Origin of the sequence: Larsenimonas suaedae (genome assembly GCF_023712105.1) — a bacterium.
GTDB classification, from domain to species: domain Bacteria; phylum Pseudomonadota; class Gammaproteobacteria; order Pseudomonadales; family Halomonadaceae; genus Larsenimonas; species Larsenimonas suaedae.
This window is the reverse complement of sequence record NZ_JAMLJI010000003.1, coordinates 220159-237045: the sequence shown is the minus strand read 5'-3', so window position 1 is coordinate 237045 and position 16887 is coordinate 220159. Positions and strand designations below refer to the sequence as shown.

15 protein-coding genes are annotated in these 16887 nt (G+C 59.1%); 12 read left to right on the top strand and 3 right to left on the bottom strand.

Annotated features, from left to right (window positions below; genetic code table 11):
- The first annotated feature begins 5 nt into the window (after positions 1–5).
- The 6 genes from ribH (at position 6) to lon (ending at position 6329) form a co-directional block, all read left to right on the top strand.
- Positions 6–506: a 6,7-dimethyl-8-ribityllumazine synthase gene (ribH, locus tag NAT49_RS10615; protein ID WP_251593976.1), complete on the top strand. Its 501-nt coding sequence runs from the start codon at positions 6–8 to the stop codon at positions 504–506.
- Complete coding sequence (gene nusB / locus NAT49_RS10610) at positions 503–1009, top strand: transcription antitermination factor NusB (protein WP_251593974.1); 507 nt, start codon at positions 503–505, stop codon at positions 1007–1009. Before ribH ends, nusB begins: the two co-directional genes overlap by 4 nt.
- 13 nt (positions 1010–1022) lie before the next feature.
- On the top strand, positions 1023–2006 hold the full coding sequence (gene thiL, locus NAT49_RS10605) for a thiamine-phosphate kinase (RefSeq protein ID WP_251593972.1): 984 nt from the start codon (positions 1023–1025) through the stop codon (positions 2004–2006).
- Positions 2003–2476: a phosphatidylglycerophosphatase A family protein gene (locus NAT49_RS10600; protein WP_251593969.1), complete on the top strand. Its 474-nt coding sequence runs from the start codon at positions 2003–2005 to the stop codon at positions 2474–2476. The genes thiL and NAT49_RS10600 overlap by 4 nt, the downstream gene beginning before the upstream one ends.
- A gap of 42 nt (positions 2477–2518) precedes the next feature.
- Entirely contained in the window at positions 2519–3769 is a 1251-nt protein-coding gene (locus NAT49_RS10595; RefSeq protein WP_251593968.1) for a DUF945 family protein, read from the top strand.
- A gap of 145 nt (positions 3770–3914) precedes the next feature.
- On the top strand, positions 3915–6329 hold the full coding sequence (gene lon / locus NAT49_RS10590; RefSeq protein WP_251593967.1) for an endopeptidase La: 2415 nt from the start codon (positions 3915–3917) through the stop codon (positions 6327–6329).
- 80 nt (positions 6330–6409) lie between these two features.
- Here the strand turns inward: lon and NAT49_RS10585 are convergent, their stop codons facing one another.
- Positions 6410–7174: an SDR family NAD(P)-dependent oxidoreductase gene (locus NAT49_RS10585; protein ID WP_251593966.1), complete on the bottom strand. Its 765-nt coding sequence runs from the start codon at positions 7172–7174 to the stop codon at positions 6410–6412.
- Positions 7175–7466: 292 nt separating this feature from the next.
- On the opposite strand from NAT49_RS10585, the gene ilvD reads away from it, so the two are divergent.
- Both ilvD and NAT49_RS10575 read left to right on the top strand, forming a co-directional pair.
- Positions 7467–9317, top strand: coding sequence for a dihydroxy-acid dehydratase (ilvD, locus tag NAT49_RS10580; protein WP_251593965.1), 1851 nt, complete (start codon positions 7467–7469; stop codon positions 9315–9317).
- A 399-nt stretch (positions 9318–9716) separates the two neighbouring features.
- Positions 9717–10100 (top strand): hypothetical protein, encoded by a 384-nt coding sequence (locus NAT49_RS10575; protein WP_251593964.1) that lies wholly within the window; start codon positions 9717–9719, stop codon positions 10098–10100.
- Between the two features lie 90 nt (positions 10101–10190).
- Here NAT49_RS10575 and nudE read toward each other — a convergent pair whose 3' ends face one another.
- Positions 10191–10772, bottom strand: coding sequence for an ADP compounds hydrolase NudE (nudE, locus tag NAT49_RS10570; protein ID WP_251593963.1), 582 nt, complete (start codon positions 10770–10772; stop codon positions 10191–10193).
- A gap of 236 nt (positions 10773–11008) precedes the next feature.
- Between nudE and NAT49_RS10565 the strand changes: the two genes are divergently transcribed.
- From NAT49_RS10565 to NAT49_RS10550, 4 genes are all read left to right on the top strand, one after another.
- Positions 11009–11665 (top strand): HAD-IA family hydrolase, encoded by a 657-nt coding sequence (locus tag NAT49_RS10565; RefSeq protein ID WP_251593962.1) that lies wholly within the window; start codon positions 11009–11011, stop codon positions 11663–11665.
- A gap of 49 nt (positions 11666–11714) precedes the next feature.
- Positions 11715–12110 carry an RNA-binding S4 domain-containing protein gene (locus NAT49_RS10560; protein WP_251593961.1) on the top strand — a complete coding sequence of 132 codons (396 nt, stop codon included), beginning with the start codon at positions 11715–11717 and terminating at the stop codon, positions 12108–12110.
- A gap of 24 nt (positions 12111–12134) precedes the next feature.
- On the top strand, positions 12135–13019 hold the full coding sequence (hslO, locus tag NAT49_RS10555) for an Hsp33 family molecular chaperone HslO (protein ID WP_251593960.1): 885 nt from the start codon (positions 12135–12137) through the stop codon (positions 13017–13019).
- 239 nt (positions 13020–13258) lie between these two features.
- A complete protein-coding gene (locus NAT49_RS10550; protein ID WP_251593958.1) occupies positions 13259–14821 on the top strand; it encodes a phosphoenolpyruvate carboxykinase in 1563 nt (520 codons plus the stop codon).
- A 155-nt stretch (positions 14822–14976) separates the two neighbouring features.
- On the opposite strand, the gene NAT49_RS10545 is transcribed toward NAT49_RS10550, so the two are convergent.
- Positions 14977–16755, bottom strand: coding sequence for a methyl-accepting chemotaxis protein (locus tag NAT49_RS10545; RefSeq protein WP_251593955.1), 1779 nt, complete (start codon positions 16753–16755; stop codon positions 14977–14979).
- Between the last annotated feature and the right edge of the window lie 132 nt (positions 16756–16887).

Sequence of the window (16887 nt, the reverse complement as noted above, 5' to 3'; positions counted from 1 at the left end):
GAGTAATGCAACCGATTGCACAAGTAGAAGGCCGCTTTACCGACGTGGATGGGCGCTATGCCATCGTGGTGGGTCGCTTCAATCATCACGTGGTCGATAGCCTGGTGGAAGGGGCGGTTGACGCTCTGGTACGCCACGGCGTCAGCGAAGAAAACATCGACCTGATTCATGTGCCGGGTGCCTGGGAGCTTCCGCTCGCGGTCAAGCGGGCGCTGACCTTTCTGGAGCCGGACGCCGTGATCGCGCTCGGCGCGGTAATCCGCGGCGGGACACCGCATTTCGAATATGTGGCCGGTGAGTGCAACAGTGGCATTGGCCGCTTGCAGCTTGAGTTCGATACACCCGTTGCCAATGGCGTTCTGACGGTCAACAGCATCGAGCAGGCCATCGAGCGTGCCGGCACCAAGGCCGGTAACAAGGGCACCGAGGCGGCGATGGCCGCGATGGAAATGGTGTCGCTTCTGCGCCAGCTCAGCGGTGGTATTCAGGTTGGGGGTGATCAGTGAGTCAGGCACGTTCGGGCAAGGCGCCATCGAAATCCCAGCTGGCGCGCCGCGCAGCACGCGAGCTGACCGTTCAGTGTCTGTATCAGTGGCAGTTGACTGACAAGCCGATCCGTCAGCTTGAGACAGAGTTTCGAAGCCAAGAGCCTGATGAAGACATGGCTCCGCACGAAAACTGGGCTGAGGTGATGAAGATTGCCGATCTGGCGCTTTTTCACGAGCTTCTTCATGGGGCCGCGCGCTTCAGTGATGAAGTCGACCAGCTTCTGGCGCCGCTCCTTGATCGCAAGCTTGAAGAGCTTGATCAGGTCGAGCTTGCGATCCTGCGACTTGAAACGTATGAGCTTGCCAAGCGCTTCGAGGTGCCGTATCGCGTCGTGATCAACGAAGGGGTAGAACTGGCCAAGTCCTTCGGCGCCACCGACGGCCACAAATTCGTCAACTCCATTCTCGATCGTCTGGCCCTGACGCTGCGAAGTGCAGAAGTCCAGGCGCGACGGCGCTGAGTGCGAGTCGATAATGACGTCACCGGGTGAGTTCGAACTGATTCAGCGACACGTGCTCAAGAGCCTCTCGGGCGAGCGCGATGGCTATGATCGTTTCGCTTGCGCGGATGCCGGTGTCGAGCTGGGGCCGGGCGACGATGGTGCGCTGCTTGTGCCTACGCCGGGCCACCGGCTGGTGGTCAGTACCGATACCTCAAACGTTGACGTGCATTTTCCGGCAGATGCCCCGGCGCACGCCATTGGTCATCGGGCGCTTGCGGTCAATCTGAGCGACCTTGCCGCGATGGGCGCGACGCCTCGGTGGTTCACGCTCGCGTTGACTCTGCCCGAGGCCGACACTGCGTGGGTCGATGCGTTCGCCGAGGGGCTGCATGCGCTGGCGCATCGCCATGGCATCGCGCTTGTCGGCGGCGACATCACCCGCGGGCCGCTGTCCATTGCCATCACCGTCATGGGCGAAGTGCCCATCGGCCAGGCGTTGATGCGCCACGGGGGCGCGGATGGTGATCATCTTCTGTTGACCGGCCCGCTCGGCGGCGCCAACGCTGGACTCAAGGCCTGGCAGCGCGGTGAGCGCGACTGTAAGACATCGGCCCTTGCCGCCTACCTTTACCCCGTGCCACGGACAAGGCTCGGCGAGCGTCTGCGCACCTGCGCCAATGCTGCCATCGATCTTTCCGACGGGCTCTGGGCCGATCTTTCCCATCTTTGCCGCGCAAGTGGGCTTGGCGCCGAGCTCAGCGTACCCGACTCGGCCTATGCGCCATCGCTTGCGTCACTGGATGCGAATGAGCGGTCGCAGGCCTTCTGGCATGGGGGCGATGATTACGAACTGCTGGTCTCGGTCGCGCCGGCTCGACTCGGCGAGGCGCATCAAGCGGCTGCCGCACTCGGGCACGAGCTCATTTACATCGGCAAACTGTCGGCGCATACAAACGCGATCGACGGCGGGCCGGATAACCCCGGTGGGTGGCGCCACTTCGGAGAAACATCATGACTCCGGCTCCAAAGAGTGTCTGGCGCAATCCGGTACATTTTCTGGCCTTCGGCCTTGGCAGCGGCACGGTGCCGTTCGCCCCAGGCACGTTCGGTACCCTGGCCGCCATCCCGTTCTACTGGCTGATGAGTTCACTGACGCTGCCGTACTATCTCGGCATTTTGGTGGTCACGATGCTGGTGGGGATCTATCTGTGCGGCAAGACCTCGCGCGACCTGGGCGTGCACGACCACTCGGGCATTGTCTGGGATGAGTTCGTCGGTTACTGGCTGACCATGGCCGCGGTTCCGTTTTCCTGGCAATCGGCGCTCTGGGGCTTTGTGGTGTTTCGAGTATTCGACATCATCAAACCCTGGCCGATTCGTACCGTGGACCGCCGCGTTGCCGGCGGCTTCGGCATCATGTTCGATGACGTGCTGGCAGGCGTATACGCCTGGAGCACCATGCACCTCTGGTTCTGGCTGCAATGATGTGACGCGGCCATGTCCCGCCCTATTTGATCTGGAGCAGGTATGAACAAGAAACTTGGCGCAAGTCTTGGTGGCCTTGTCGTGGTTGGGCTCGGTGTCTGGCTTGGCGGTACCGCCTACAGCAGCTACATGTTCGATGAGCAGTTGAATGCCCAGATCCAGCGGATCAACGCCGAGATGCCGCAACTTGATCTCGAGGCAACCGACGTCGAGCGTGGCTTCTTCTCCTCGACGGGCACGTTGAGCGCGCGCACCACAGGCGAATCCGATCAGCCGCCCTTGACCGTGACTGCACCCTACACCGCGCATCATGGTCTGCTCTCGACCGAAGTCGAGGGAACACTCGATGCAAAGACCGAGAGTGATACGCCCTACGTGTTCTCGACGCTTCTGGCCGGCGGCGACAAGGCCCGGTTCCATTCCACCTTCTCGCATCTGGATCAGGGCGCGACGCTGACGCTCGATGTGCCCGATCTCAAGGCCGACACCGGCGCGCAGCACATGAGTCTCGATGGCCTGTCGATCGAGGCCAATCTCGAGCAGAAACAGTGGCACGTCGATGGCTCGTTTGGTGCCCTTGGCTATCGGGATTTCTCGGGTGAGTTGACGCTTGGCAACACCCATTTCGATGCGACGCAGGAAGGTCGTCCGGCAGTCATGGAGCGTCGGGTTAACATGACCATCAACGACGCCCGGTTGAGCGCCGAACAGCTGATGCCGGTGACCGTCAAGACCACGCAGCTATCCAGTCGGCTCACGCATCATGACAAGATGCTCGACCAGACCGTACAGGCCGAGCTTACTGACATGTCGACCGCCGGGCAGAGTCTTGGCAATCTCACTATGAACAGCTCTTTAAGTGACGTGAACGCGGATGGCTGGTACGGCGCCAAGGCGCTTTTGGACCAGCATCCCGAGTGGGCGCAGGGTGATGTCGATGCTCGCGCGCTGCGTGATCTGACGCCGTCGGTGCTCAAGGCGTTGTCGAGCTCGCCGACCTGGACGCTCTCGACGCTTCGCTTCGAGGGGCCGCTGTTCAATAAGCCGATCACCGCTGAAGGCACGGTCGATTTTGACGGCAGCGACGTTCAGAGCCTGCCGGCCGATGCATTGGCGACCGACGTCGGTCAACGTGCATTGCTTAAGCGGCTCAAGGGTAAGCTTACCCTTGAGAATGCGCCGCCGATCGTATCGTTGATCGTCGGGGCGCCGGACCAGTCCAAGCTCGTCTTTACGCTTTCTGATCGGACGCTTTACGTCAACGATCGGGAATTTACTCGCCTCGGCGACTAGACTCCTTCGTTGGGCTCACGACAGGGCGCGCATCGGCTTCGATGCGCGCCCTGATCGTTTAGGCTGCTTGATAAAGCGCCGGTGCGCCCATATTGGGTGTACTAGGAAAAGAGCCGACCGGTTCGACCGTTTTAAAGGGGAAGGCATGAGTGATCACAACGAAGACCCGGAAGTACTGATCGACGATACCGACGAAAACGGCAACGCGCCAAGCTCCACCGGCCGAGGGCTGGTGGCCTCGAGTGACTCCCTGCCCGATCGCCTGTACCTGCTGCCGATTCACAATCGCCCGTTCTTTCCGGCGCAGGTCCAGCCGCTTTTGATCAATCAAAATCGCTGGAGCGAGACCATTCAGGAAGTGGCCAAGACCTCGCACCACATGGTGGGGGTGGCCTTTGTCGGCGACGCTGAAAGCGATGAGCTCTCGTTTGAGGACTTTCCGGCGTTTGGTACCGCAGTGAAGGTGCATCAGGCCAAGCAGGCCAACGAGCAGATCCAGTTTATTGCCCAGGGCCTTCGCCGGTTCAAGATCGCGCGCTGGCTCTCCAAGACGCCGCCGTATCTGGTTGAGGTCAGCTACCCGAAAGAAGCGCTCGACAAGGACAGCGACGAGACCCGGGCGTATGCGATGTCGGTGATCAATGGCATCAAGGAGCTGTTGCCACTTAACCCGCTTTATGGCGAAGAGCTCAAGCACTATCTGAATCATTTTAGCCCGAACGAGCCGGGGCCGTTGACCGATTTTGCCGCTGCCATCACCTCTGCCAAGGGGCCGGAATTGCAGGACGTGCTCGAGACGTTGCCGGTGCTTGAGCGGATGCAGGCGGTGCTTCCGCTGCTTCGAAAGGAAATCGACGTCGCGCAGCTTCAAAGCGAGATCTCCGAGCAGGTCAACTCCCAGATGCAGGAGCATCAGCGCAAGTTCTTTCTGCGTGAGCAGCTGAAGGTCATCCAGAAGGAACTCGGCATCTCGAAGGATGACCGGGATAACGACGTCGATACCTTCCGCTACCGCCTTGAGGATTTGGTGGTGCCGCCCAAGGTACTCACCCGCATCGAGGAAGAGCTTGATAAGCTCTCGACGCTCGAGACCGGCTCACCGGAGTACGGCACCACCCGCAACTACCTCGACTGGCTGACCTCGATCCCCTGGGGCGTGTTTTCAGAGGACCAGCTCGATCTGGCCCATGCCCGCGAGGTGCTCAACCGGGACCACGACGGCCTTCACGATGTGAAAGAGCGCATCATCGAGTTTCTGGCCGAGGGCACGTTCAAGGGTGACGTCGGCGGCTCGATCCTGTTGCTGGTCGGCCCACCGGGTGTGGGCAAGACCTCCATCGGCCGCTCGGTCGCCGAGGCGCTCAACCGCAAGTTCTATCGGTTCTCGGTCGGCGGTATGCGCGATGAGGCCGAGATCAAGGGGCATCGGCGCACCTACATCGGCGCAATGCCGGGCAAGCTGGTGCAGTCTCTGAAGGAGATCGAGGTTCAAAACCCGGTCATCATGCTCGATGAGATCGACAAGCTCGGTCAGTCGTTTCAGGGCGACCCCGCCTCGGCGCTTCTGGAAGTGCTGGACCCGGAGCAAAATTCCGAGTTTCTGGACCACTACCTCGATGTGCGCCTCGATCTGTCCAAGGTGCTGTTCATCTGCACCGCCAATCAGCTCGACAGCATCCCTGGGCCCTTGATCGATCGCATGGAGCAGATTCGGCTGTCGGGCTACATCGGTGAGGAAAAGTTCTCTATTGCGCGCAACTATCTGTGGCCGCGGCTTTTAAAGCGCGACAACATTCCGAAAAAGCGCATCAATCTGACCGATGCTGCACTCAAGCAGGTTATCGAAGGCTACGCGCGAGAATCCGGTGTGCGCCAGCTCGAAAAGCAGCTTCATCGCATCGTGCGAAAGGCCGCAGTGAGGCTGCTTGAAGGTGACGAGGAAACGGTCAAGGTCTCGATCAACAACCTTCAGGACTTTCTCGGCGCACCGACGTTTCGCAAGGAGAAGGTATTGCGTGGGGTCGGCGTGGTCACGGGCCTTGCCTGGACCTCGATGGGCGGGGCGACGCTTCCGATCGAGGCAAGCTGCGTTCATTCGCTGTCACGCGGGCTGAAGCTGACCGGCAAGCTTGGCGATGTCATGCAGGAATCGGCCAACATCTCCTACAGTTTCGCGGTGGCGCATCTGGAAGAGTACGGCGCACCGAAAGGCTTTTTCGATGAGGCCTTCGTGCATATGCACGTGCCGGAAGGGGCAACGCCGAAGGATGGCCCGTCCGCGGGCGTGACCATGACGACGGCGCTTTTGTCACTGGCACGTGGCAAGGAAATCGACCGGCCGCTGGCGATGACCGGCGAGATCACCCTGACAGGGCAGGTACTGCCGGTGGGCGGTATTCGAGAAAAGGTCATTGCGGCCCGGCGCAGCTCGATTTTCGAGCTGGTGCTGCCGGAAGCCAATCAGCGCGACTACGACGAACTGCCCGATTTCCTTAAAGACGGCATGACGGTTCACTTCGCCAAGACCTACCGTGACGTATCAAGGGTCGTGTTCGGCTGATTCTCCCAGCCGATACCGCCATGAAAAAGCCACCTTCGGGTGGCTTTTCTCATTCATGTGTGTCGTTCAGCGGTCAGTGCTCAGGTGTCGCGGTCGACCGCAAAGTTCTGCCATGCCTGGCGCACCGGCATCACTTCGAGCCGATTGATGTTGATGTGGGCGGGGAGCGTTGCCACATAGAACACCTGCTCGGCGATGTCTTCCGGTTGCAGCGGAGTGGTGTCGTTGTAGAGCCGGTCATAGGCGTTCTGGTCGTTGCCCATGCGCACCAGCGTGAACTCGCTTTCGGCCATGCCGGGAGCGATGTCGGTTACCCGGACACCGGTGCCGAGCAGGTCGCAGCGAAGGTTCAGCGAGAACTGTTTCACAAACGCTTTCGAGGCACCGTACACATTGCTGCCGGGGTAGGGCCACTGCCCGGCAACCGAACCCAGATTGACGATGCTTGCGCCGGCACCACTCTCGATCAGCGTGGGCAGTAGCGCGTGGGTAACATTGACCAGGCCGGTGACGTTGGTGTCGATCATGGTGTGCCAGTCATCGAGCTTTGACTCCTGCGCGGGGCCGGCGCCGAGGGCGAGCCCCGCGTTATTGACCAGGCAGGTTACGCGCTTGAACGTTTCCGGAAGGGCCGTGACCGCGGCCGTTATGGCGTCGCTTTCGCGCACGTCCAGCTCGATGCTGTGCACCGGAACGCGCGCGCCCAGTTCGCGCTCGAGCTCGTCCAGACGCGATTTACGGCGACCGCTGATGATGAGCGACCAGCCGGCGTCGGCGAAGCGATAGGCACAGGCGCGACCGAAGCCGGACGTGGCGCCGGTGATGAATACAACCGATGACCCCATGGTTCTCTCCTGATCCGTGATGAATACGCCTTTAGCATAACGGGGATGCTCGGAGGCTGCGTACCTTGAGAGGCCAGTGGCGACAGGCCACTGGTAACGGTTGGGTCAAGCGTGACAAAATGTCCGACCGCTGAGACACACGGCACCCAGGTGCCAGGGCGTTGTGCCAGAAGATCGAGCGTGGCTAGAACCTCCAGTCAAGAGAGGCCGCTCCAGGCTGATGAACGCCGGGGCATGCACGGACACATTGATCCTATCCGGCCAACCCCACGACGATAACGATGAGGACATCATGCCTGAATACCGCTCTAGAACGACGACCCAGGGGCGCAACATGGCCGGTGCCCGTGCGCTATGGCGCGCGACCGGCATGAACGACGACGATTTTCAGAAGCCGATCATCGCGGTCGCGAACTCCTTCACCCAGTTCGTGCCCGGACACGTCCACCTGAAGGACATGGGCCAGCTGGTCGCGCGCGAGATCGAAAAGGCCGGCGGTGTGGCCAAGGAATTCAATACCATCGCAGTCGATGACGGCATCGCCATGGGCCACGACGGCATGCTGTATTCGCTGCCAAGCCGCGACATCATCGCCGACAGCGTCGAGTACATGGTCAACGCCCATTGCGCCGATGCGCTGGTCTGCATTTCCAACTGCGACAAGATCACGCCCGGAATGTTGATGGCGGCCATGCGCCTCAACGTACCGGTCATCTTCGTTTCCGGCGGCCCGATGGAAGCAGGCAAGACCAAGCTTTTGAATCACGGGCTCGACCTGGTCGACGCCATGGTCATGGCCGCCGACGACAGCGTCGATGATGAAACGCTCAACGAGGTCGAGCGCAGCGCCTGCCCGACCTGCGGCAGCTGTTCGGGCATGTTCACGGCCAACTCCATGAACTGTCTGACCGAAGCCCTCGGCCTCGCGCTGCCGGGCAACGGCACTACGCTTGCGACCCACAGTGACCGCCGGCGCCTCTTTGAAACGGCCGGCCATCGTATCGTTGAGCTTGCCAAGCGCTATTACGAAAACGATGAGGCCCATCTGCTGCCGCGCGCCATCGGCTCAAAGGCCGCGTTCAGAAACGCCATGACGCTTGACATCGCCATGGGCGGCTCGACCAACACCATCCTGCACCTGCTGGCAGCAGCGCAGGAAGCCGAGGTCGATTTCACGATGAGCGACATCGATACGCTGTCTAGGGAAGTGCCGCAGCTTTGCAAGCTGGCCCCCAATACCCAGAAATACCATATGGAAGACTGCCACCGTGCGGGCGGCATCATGGGGATTCTTGGTGAACTCGACCGGGCGGGCGTGCTCGATACGTCCGTGCCGACGGTGTACGGCGATAGCCTCGCCGAGGCACTCGAGGAGTGGGACATCATGCGAAATCCCACGCCTGAGGTGATCGAATACTTCAAGGCCGGCCCCGGCGGCATTCGCACTCAGGAGGCGTTTTCCCAGTCTTCACGCTGGCCCTCGCTTGACGGCGACCGCGCCAATGGCTGCATTCGAAGTCTTGAGCATGCGTTCTCGAAAGAGGGTGGTCTGGCCGTGCTCTACGGCAACATCGCTGAAAGTGGCTGCGTGGTGAAAACCGCCGGTGTCGACGATTCCATTTTGGTGTTCGAGGGCTCGGCGCACGTGGTGGAGTCGCAGGATCAAGCCGTCGAGCACATTCTCGAGGGCAAGGTGAAGGAAGGCGAAGTCATCGTCATTCGCTATGAAGGCCCGAAAGGCGGCCCCGGCATGCAGGAAATGCTGTATCCGACGTCGTATTTGAAGTCCAAGGGGCTTGGCAAGGCGTGTGCGTTGATGACCGACGGTCGCTTCTCCGGCGGTACCTCCGGGCTTTCCATCGGCCACGTATCGCCCGAGGCCGCTGCCGGCGGTGCGATTGGTCTGGTTGAAAGCGGGGACATCATCAAGATCGATATTCCCAATCGAACTATCAACGTTGACCTTCCCATGGAAGAGTTGGCCCATCGTCGTCAGGCGATGGAAGACCGCGGCGCCCAGGCGTGGAAACCGAGCATTCAGCGTGTGCGTCGAGTTTCGGCTGCGCTCAAGGCCTACGCCATGCTTGCAACGTCTGCTGACCGGGGCGCCGTGCGCGATCTCGATAAGCTCGAGGATCGTTAAGCCCACGCGCTCAACCATCACGTTCTGAAAAAGCCCGCCTAGAGCGGGCTTTTTTTGGGGCATGAGAAATGCGGGGATCGCTGGATATTCGGGAGAGAAAGTACACGGTCTAACTTAAGAGCGCGCAATGGCCGGGTAAAAAGGAGGCGGTGGGTCTCAAAACCGTCTATAAAAAGAAACCAAGTACACGCATCATTGTTTGTACAAGACTTTGACAGAAGTTGATGTCTTGTCTAACATGAGATCATGTTTTGGTGATCCGCGGACAGGACGTCAGTGAGACTCCCACATCGGATGTTTCAAGCCATGGCGTAAGGATGGCCAGACTTGAAGAAACAGGGAAAATCACCATTTGTTAACTGAAACGCCGATTTTCGATCAAAGCTCAAGGAAGGAACCATGAAAAAGCTGATTGCTACTGCATTTTGCGCTGCTCTGACTCTGCCGACCATGCAGGCGTTCGCTGCACAGACCGGTCAGAATGATGTGTCTCCGACCGGCGATGGTCAGGAGTACATGGGCAGTAAAGCCACTGATTCAGATCATATCTCTCATTCAGAGCAGGGCTCGCACATGAGTGGCGATGCTGCACACAGCAGCATCGAGGAAGGCACCAATAATGATATGACCGGTCGCCAAGGTCACTCTGCTGCCATGCAGGACGAAGGTACCGCGCTCGATAATGGTGATGTCCAGCAGCAACCTGAAACCCAAACAGGCCGCCAGGGTCACTCTGCAGAAATGCAGACTCAGGAAGGCATGGGCAACGACACCGCCCAGTAAGCATTCCAGCGTGCCGTTCCAACGCTGTACGAAAAAGCCCGCTCAACGCGGGCTTTTTTTTATTCTGGGACACCGTAGGAGACAACGCAGTTACCACCAGGACGCATCATTTTCTTCACGTGCGCGAAGGTATTCTCGTGCCATGAACAGCGCCGCGATCGAGCGGCCTTCGTGTACATCCGCGCGGGTTAAAAGTTCACCCAGCTCATCGAGGCGTACCCGCACTGTCTCCAGGGGCTCTGGCTCATCGCCATCAAGGCGTTCTTCATAGAGCTCCTGAGCAAGAACGACCTGGATGCGGTGGGACATGTAATTGGGGGCCAGAGAGAGTTCGGTCAGCTGCTCCAGAACATGAGCACCAAAACCGCATTCTTCCTTGAGCTCCCGGTTGGCCGCTGTCAGAACATCCTCCCCCTGATCGATTACGCCCTTGGGCAGGCCAAGCGCATACTCATCGATGCCGGCGGCGTACTCGCGAACGAGTAAAACATGCTCGGGATCTGAAAGGGCAACGATCATCACCGCGCCGGCGCCCTTGCCGCGGCCGCGAAGGCGCTCGAATCGACGCGTGTTGCCATTGCTGAAAGTGAGATCCATCGCCTCGATGCGAAACAGTGCGCTTTCCGCAACGGTCTCAAGGGCCTCGATTCGGGGTTTCTTTTCATCCGGCATCGCATGTCTTTCCTATAAACCAAGTGTGCTTCATGGTAGCCAATCGCTTTGGCTTTCGCAGCGCTTGCATGGCTTGAGACAATGGTGCTTCAGAAAATAGGTGTTTCATAAGATGGTTGCTCAGGAGGCGCCCCGGCCAGGCTTATCGAAAAAATGGGGGGTGATCGGTTTGAAGCGCTTTAATGTCAGGGTTAAAAAGGAGGCTCAATGGTATTTCGCTTATAAGGACACCCCCCATGCTTGACTGGAACGCCATCGATACCGTGCTGCTCGATATGGACGGCACGCTTCTGGACCTTCACTTCGACAGCCATTTCTGGCTGGAGCACCTGCCTCGGCGCTATCGGGAGCTTAAAAAGCTGGACGAAGCCTCGTTTGAGACGCTGGTGACACGTATTCGCGCAGAGCACGGCACCCTGAACGGTTACAGCCTGGACTATTGGTCGCGAGAGCTTGATGTGGACATTGTGGCGCTCAAGCAGGAAGTCGCCCATCTCATCGGATTTCGAAGCGATGCACGGGACTTTCTGGAATGGCTCAAGGTGCGTCATCCGAAGGTCATATTGGCCACTAATGCCGATCGCCGAAGTCTTGAGCTAAAGCTTCCTTTGACCGGCCTCGATGTCTACCTCGATGACATTGTTTCCTCGGCGGACCTTGGGCATGCCAAGGAGTCGGCCGAATTCTGGATGCTGCTGGAAGACAGGCTCGGTCTTGATCCGGCGCGAACGCTTCTGATCGACGATAACGTCCATGTTCTCGAGGCCGCCCGTGAGCACGGCGTTCAATACCTTTTGGGCATTTTGCAACCCAACAGCCGTTCACCAGTGAAGGAGCTTCAGGAATTCGTTGCACTTGATCGCTTCCAGGCGCTGATGGTGGATGCCTTGTGATCCAGTCCGCGCGCCCTCATATGTCAGGCATGGCAACCAGGGAGGCAGTATGAGCGAACAGGCGATACGACTGGACAAATGGCTTTGGGCCGCCCGTTTTTTCAAGACACGTGGGCTTGCCAAGAAGGCGATCGAAGGCGGCAAGGTTCACTACAACGGTGCACGAACCAAGACCAGTAAGCAGGTCGAGATTGGTGCCGTCATTTCGGTGCCGCAAGGATTCGATATGCTGGACGTCGAAGTGGTTGCGCTGTCGGAGCAGCGCCGAGGCGCACCGGAGGCGCAGGCCCTCTATGCCGAGACCGCTGCCAGTGAGGCACGCCGAACACGCAACGCCGAACAGCGACGCGCCAACAAACAAGCCATGCAGCCGCCCAAGAATCGCCCAGACAAGCGCGAACGCCGCTCCATCCAGCGCTTTCAGCGCGATGGGTTTCAGGACTAGCGCGAGGGCCAACACGAGACAGTTATGGATCACATTCAACGCTTCATTTTTGACAATACCGACGTGCGGGGCGAAGTCGTCACGCTCGAGGACACCTTTTCAAACGTTATCGCTCGCCACGACTACCCGGCACCGATCGAGCGTCAGCTCGGCGAGCTGCTCGGCGCTGTCGCGCTTTTGACCTCGACCATCAAGCTCGATGGCGTGGTCAGCCTCGAAGTGCGAGGCAGCGGGCCGGCAACGCTTTTAATGGCCGAGTCCAACCCGGGGCTTGAAGGCAATGCGCAAACCCTTCGAGCGATTGCCCGCTTCGATGAGCAGGCCGAGCTGTCTGAGGCGCCATCGCTTGCTGAACTGGTGGGGGAAGGGCATATCGTCATTACGCTGGACCCCAGGGAAGGGAAGCGCTATCAGGGGATCGTCCAACTCGAGCATGACACCCTGGCCGAATGTCTGGAGACATATTTCGCTCAGTCCGAGCAGCTGCCGACCAGACTCTGGCTCGAGGCAGACCAGGCAAGGGCGGGTGGCATTCTTCTACAGAAGCTTCCTGAAGATGGGCGCACCGATGACCCGGATGCCTGGAATCGAACCGTCAAGCTTGCTGAAACCGTCAAGCGCGATGAACTTCTGATGCTTGAACCGAAAGAGCTGCTCTACCGGTTATATCATGAGGAAACGACCCGCATTTTCGACCCGTTTCCCGTTGAATTCGGGTGCACCTGTTCGCGCGAGCGATTTGCATCCGCGCTTTTGAATCTGGGTGAGGACGAGCTTCGAGCAACGATCGAGGCGCAGCATCAGATCGATACCCAGTGTCATTTTTGCAATACGCACTATCACTTCTCTGCGGCAGACGTCGAGCAACTGATTGATGCGCCGGACGCGCCCCCGCCCACTGTTCACTGAGGGCATGTGGCGCCTTTTCTGCCGTGCATACCCCGTTCAAGTTGTGCATAACGGGACGTCCTGCTCATTACGTTATTTCAGCTCATGTGCTTTTTTGCCATACTGACCCCGGCTTGCCGATGAGTTCTGCTCATCGGCAATGGCGTCTATAAAAAGCCTTTAATGGCATAAAGCGTGGCCTGAGAGCCACGTACTTAATGTGTTAACGAGAGAGAGAGGCCTCACGGCCGAGGAATCACATGACGACACAACTGGACAGTTCGGCAAAGCCGCACGTCAATCTGACGGTACCTGAGTTGGTAGAGCACGCGCTTTCACGCGATGAAGCACGGCTCTCGGTCAACGGTGCCCTGGTTGCCGAAACCGGACATCGAACCGGTCGTTCCCCGAAAGATCGCTTTATCGTCGATGAGCCTTCCACCAGCGAATACATCGATTGGGGTGACGTCAACCAGCCGGCCACGCCCGCCACGTTCGATGCCCTGTGGGAGCGCGTCGAGGATCACATGGCCGAGCGCGAGACCTACCTCAACGAGCTTCATGTTGGCTCCGATCCCGAGCACTATCTGCCCATCCGTCTGCGTACTGAATTTGCCTGGCATGCGCTGTTCGGCCGTAACCTGTTTGTGCGTCCCGAGGCCTATAACCCGAAAGGCAAGCGCGAATGGGAAGTCCTGAGCGCCCCGACGTTTGTGTGTGAACCCGGCCGTGACAACACCAACAGCGACGGTACCGTCATGATCAATTTCGCGCGTCGTCGCGTATTGATCGCGGGTATGCGCTATGCCGGCGAAATGAAAAAGGCCATGTTCTCGGTTCAGAACTTCCTGCTGCCCGAAAAGGACGTGCTTCCGATGCACTGCAGCGCGAACGTGGGCGAGGACGGCCAGACGACACTGTTCTTCGGGCTGTCCGGTACGGGCAAGACAACGCTGTCTGCGGACCCGTCTCGCTACCTGATCGGCGATGATGAACATGGCTGGGGCGAGGGGACGGTCTTCAACTTCGAAGGCGGCTGCTACGCCAAGACCATCAATCTGTCTGAAAAGAATGAGCCGATTATCTGGCGGGCAATCCGCTACGGCACCGTGCTCGAAAACGTGGTTCTGGGTGACGCGCGCGACACCGATTATGACGATACGTCACTGACCCAGAACGCCCGGGCTGCGTACCCGCTTGAGTTTGTTGAAAAGCGCGTGCATGAAAACCGTGCAGGGGAGCCGAGTGCGATCGTCTTTCTGACCTGCGACATGAGCGGTGTACTGCCGCCGGTGTCGGTGCTGTCGCCCGAGGCGGCTGCGTACCATTTCCTGTCGGGCTACACCGCCAAGGTCGGCTCGACCGAAATCGGATCGACGTCCTCGCTTGAAACCACGTTCTCGACCTGTTTTGGCGCCCCGTTTTTCCCTCGTCCGGCACACGTGTACGCCGAGCTTTTGATGAAGCGCATTGAAGCCTTCGGCTCGCGCGTTTACCTGGTCAACACCGGCTGGACCGGCGGGGCCTACGGTCAGGGCGGCGAGCGCTTCAGCATTCCCACCACGCGCAGCATCATCGCCGCCATTCAGAGCGGCGACCTGGCCCATGCCGAAACGCAGCGGGTGCCCGGGTTGAACCTTGACGTTCCGAAAGCCGTGCAGGGTGTAGACACGACGCTGCTCAACCCACGCGATGCGTGGGAAGACAAGGCAGCGTTCGAGGCGCAGGCACAGTCATTGATCGAGAAGTTCACGGCAAACTTCACCAAGTTCGAAGGTGTCGAAGACGATGTGATTCAGGCCGGGCCACAGCTCGAGCACTGATGACGTACTTCCTCGATGGTTCATGAGGAAGACAGAAAGAGAAAAAGGGGCGGCACATGATGTGCCGCCCCTTTTTTGATTTTGTGCGGCCGGCCTGTACGTCACCGGCTCCCTAGTGGCAAGAACTCATCGCTCGAGTTCTGCCGTGGTGATGCCTAGAATTCGGTCCAGTCATCGTCATCCGAAGTCATGACGGTGGTGCTTGCAGGCTTTGCAGCGGGTGCGGGGCGTAAGGGAGCGTGTTCGCGCTTATTCACTGACTGAGGTGCTTTGGGCGCATAAGTTCCTGCCGGTTTCTGTGAGTTAACAGAGGGCGAGGCAGCGCGCGGCCGTGAATGCGCCGGGGCCTTGGCTGACGATGCCCCGGTGTTGGCGTGACTGCTCAGCTTGAAGCTTCCGATAACCTCGTGGAGCTTTGTCGCCTGTTCGCTCATGTCGGCGGCCGCGGCACTTGATTCTTCCACCATGGCCGCATTTTGCTGAGTGATGTGGTCGAGTTCGTTGATGGCGTGATTGATCTGGCTGACGCCTTCGCTCTGGCTCTGGCTCTCTACGCTGATGCGGTTGATGATGTCATTGACCTCTTCAACACTGTTCAGAATCGACGCCATGGCCTCACTGGCCTGCTTGACCAGCTCCGTGCCATTTCTGGCGTTTTCCACCGACGTTTCCATTAGCTCACGGATGTTGTGAGAGGCATCGCTGACGCGACCTGAAAGTGTACGTACTTCATGAGCGACAACCGCGAAGCCACGTCCGTGCTCTCCGGCGCGGGCGGCCTCGACCGATGCGTTCAATGCCAGCAGATTGGTTTGGAATGCGATGCCATCGATCAGTGTGATGATGTCGCTTGCCTTGACCGAGGAGTCGTTGATTGCCGCGACGGTGTGTTCGACCTGCTCGATCGCTTTCTGTCCGCCTCGTGTCAGTTGGGCTGTACTGTCGGCAAGCGTGCTTGCATCCCGCGCGGCTTGAGAGGTCTTGTTGACCGCGCTTGTGATGTCCTCCATCGAAGCGGTGGTCTGCTGAAGGTTGGCGGCCGTTTTCTCCGTGCGGGCAGCCATGTCACTGCTGCTGCGGGCAATTTCCTTCGACGTGCTGCGGACATTGTCGGAACTTGTACGAATGCCGCCAAGCGTGCGATCAATGTGATCGATAAAATGGTTGAATGCCTGAGCCATCTTGCCCAGTTCATCCTTGCGATCGGTTGAGAGCCGTTGGGTTAAATCCCCCTCACCACGGGTAATGTCCTCGACCCGGTCAATCAATGCCTGAATGCTTTTTGTCAGACGGCGGGGGCCGACGATGGCGATGGCGATGGCCAGGGTGGTGGCGAGCAAAGCAACGATCAAGATCATCACTTCAAAAAAACCGACGCGCTCGAGCGTCTCGGCACCGAGTGCATCGGTCTTCGCGCCAGCGCTTTCACCGGCAAGGTCGTAAAGCGCTCTTAACTGATCGAACTGGGTCTGATACGCGCCCCGGCTCAGGGCAAGTGCCTGTTCGCTGTTTCCGGCGGCATGAAGCGTTAGAACCTCATCGGCCACCTGTTTCCACTGATCGAATCGGGCCTCGAAGTCGGCCAGAGGCGTAATCAGTTCCGGGTAATCGGACAGCGTGTTTTTATAAACCTGCATGCGATCGAACGCCTGCTGCGCGTTCTCTTCAAAGGTGGCCTTGTAGCCTTGAGCGCGCTCGGTGCCCGGTGTGGACTGGAGATAATTCAGCTCGGCGGTGTGGGCTTGATAGAGATCCCGGTCGGCGTTCAATACCGCGGAAATCGAGGTGTTGAACTTTCCGCTGAATTCGTTCATGCGCTGCTTGACCGATTCGAGCATGTATTCGGAAAGGCCCGTTACGATGATCATGAGCAGGGCAACGCTTATGAACGCGGCGCCATATTTGAACTTCAGGCTGTGGAAGCGAGTCGACATAGGCTATTCCTCACAGAGCGCGCCATGGCGCATGCGATGGCTCGAGATAGGACGAAGGTAGTGTTTTAAGTATCGACCGCGCCCGAGAGAGGCTTTAGAGCAGGCGCATGATTTAGAGCATTGTGTGATAGG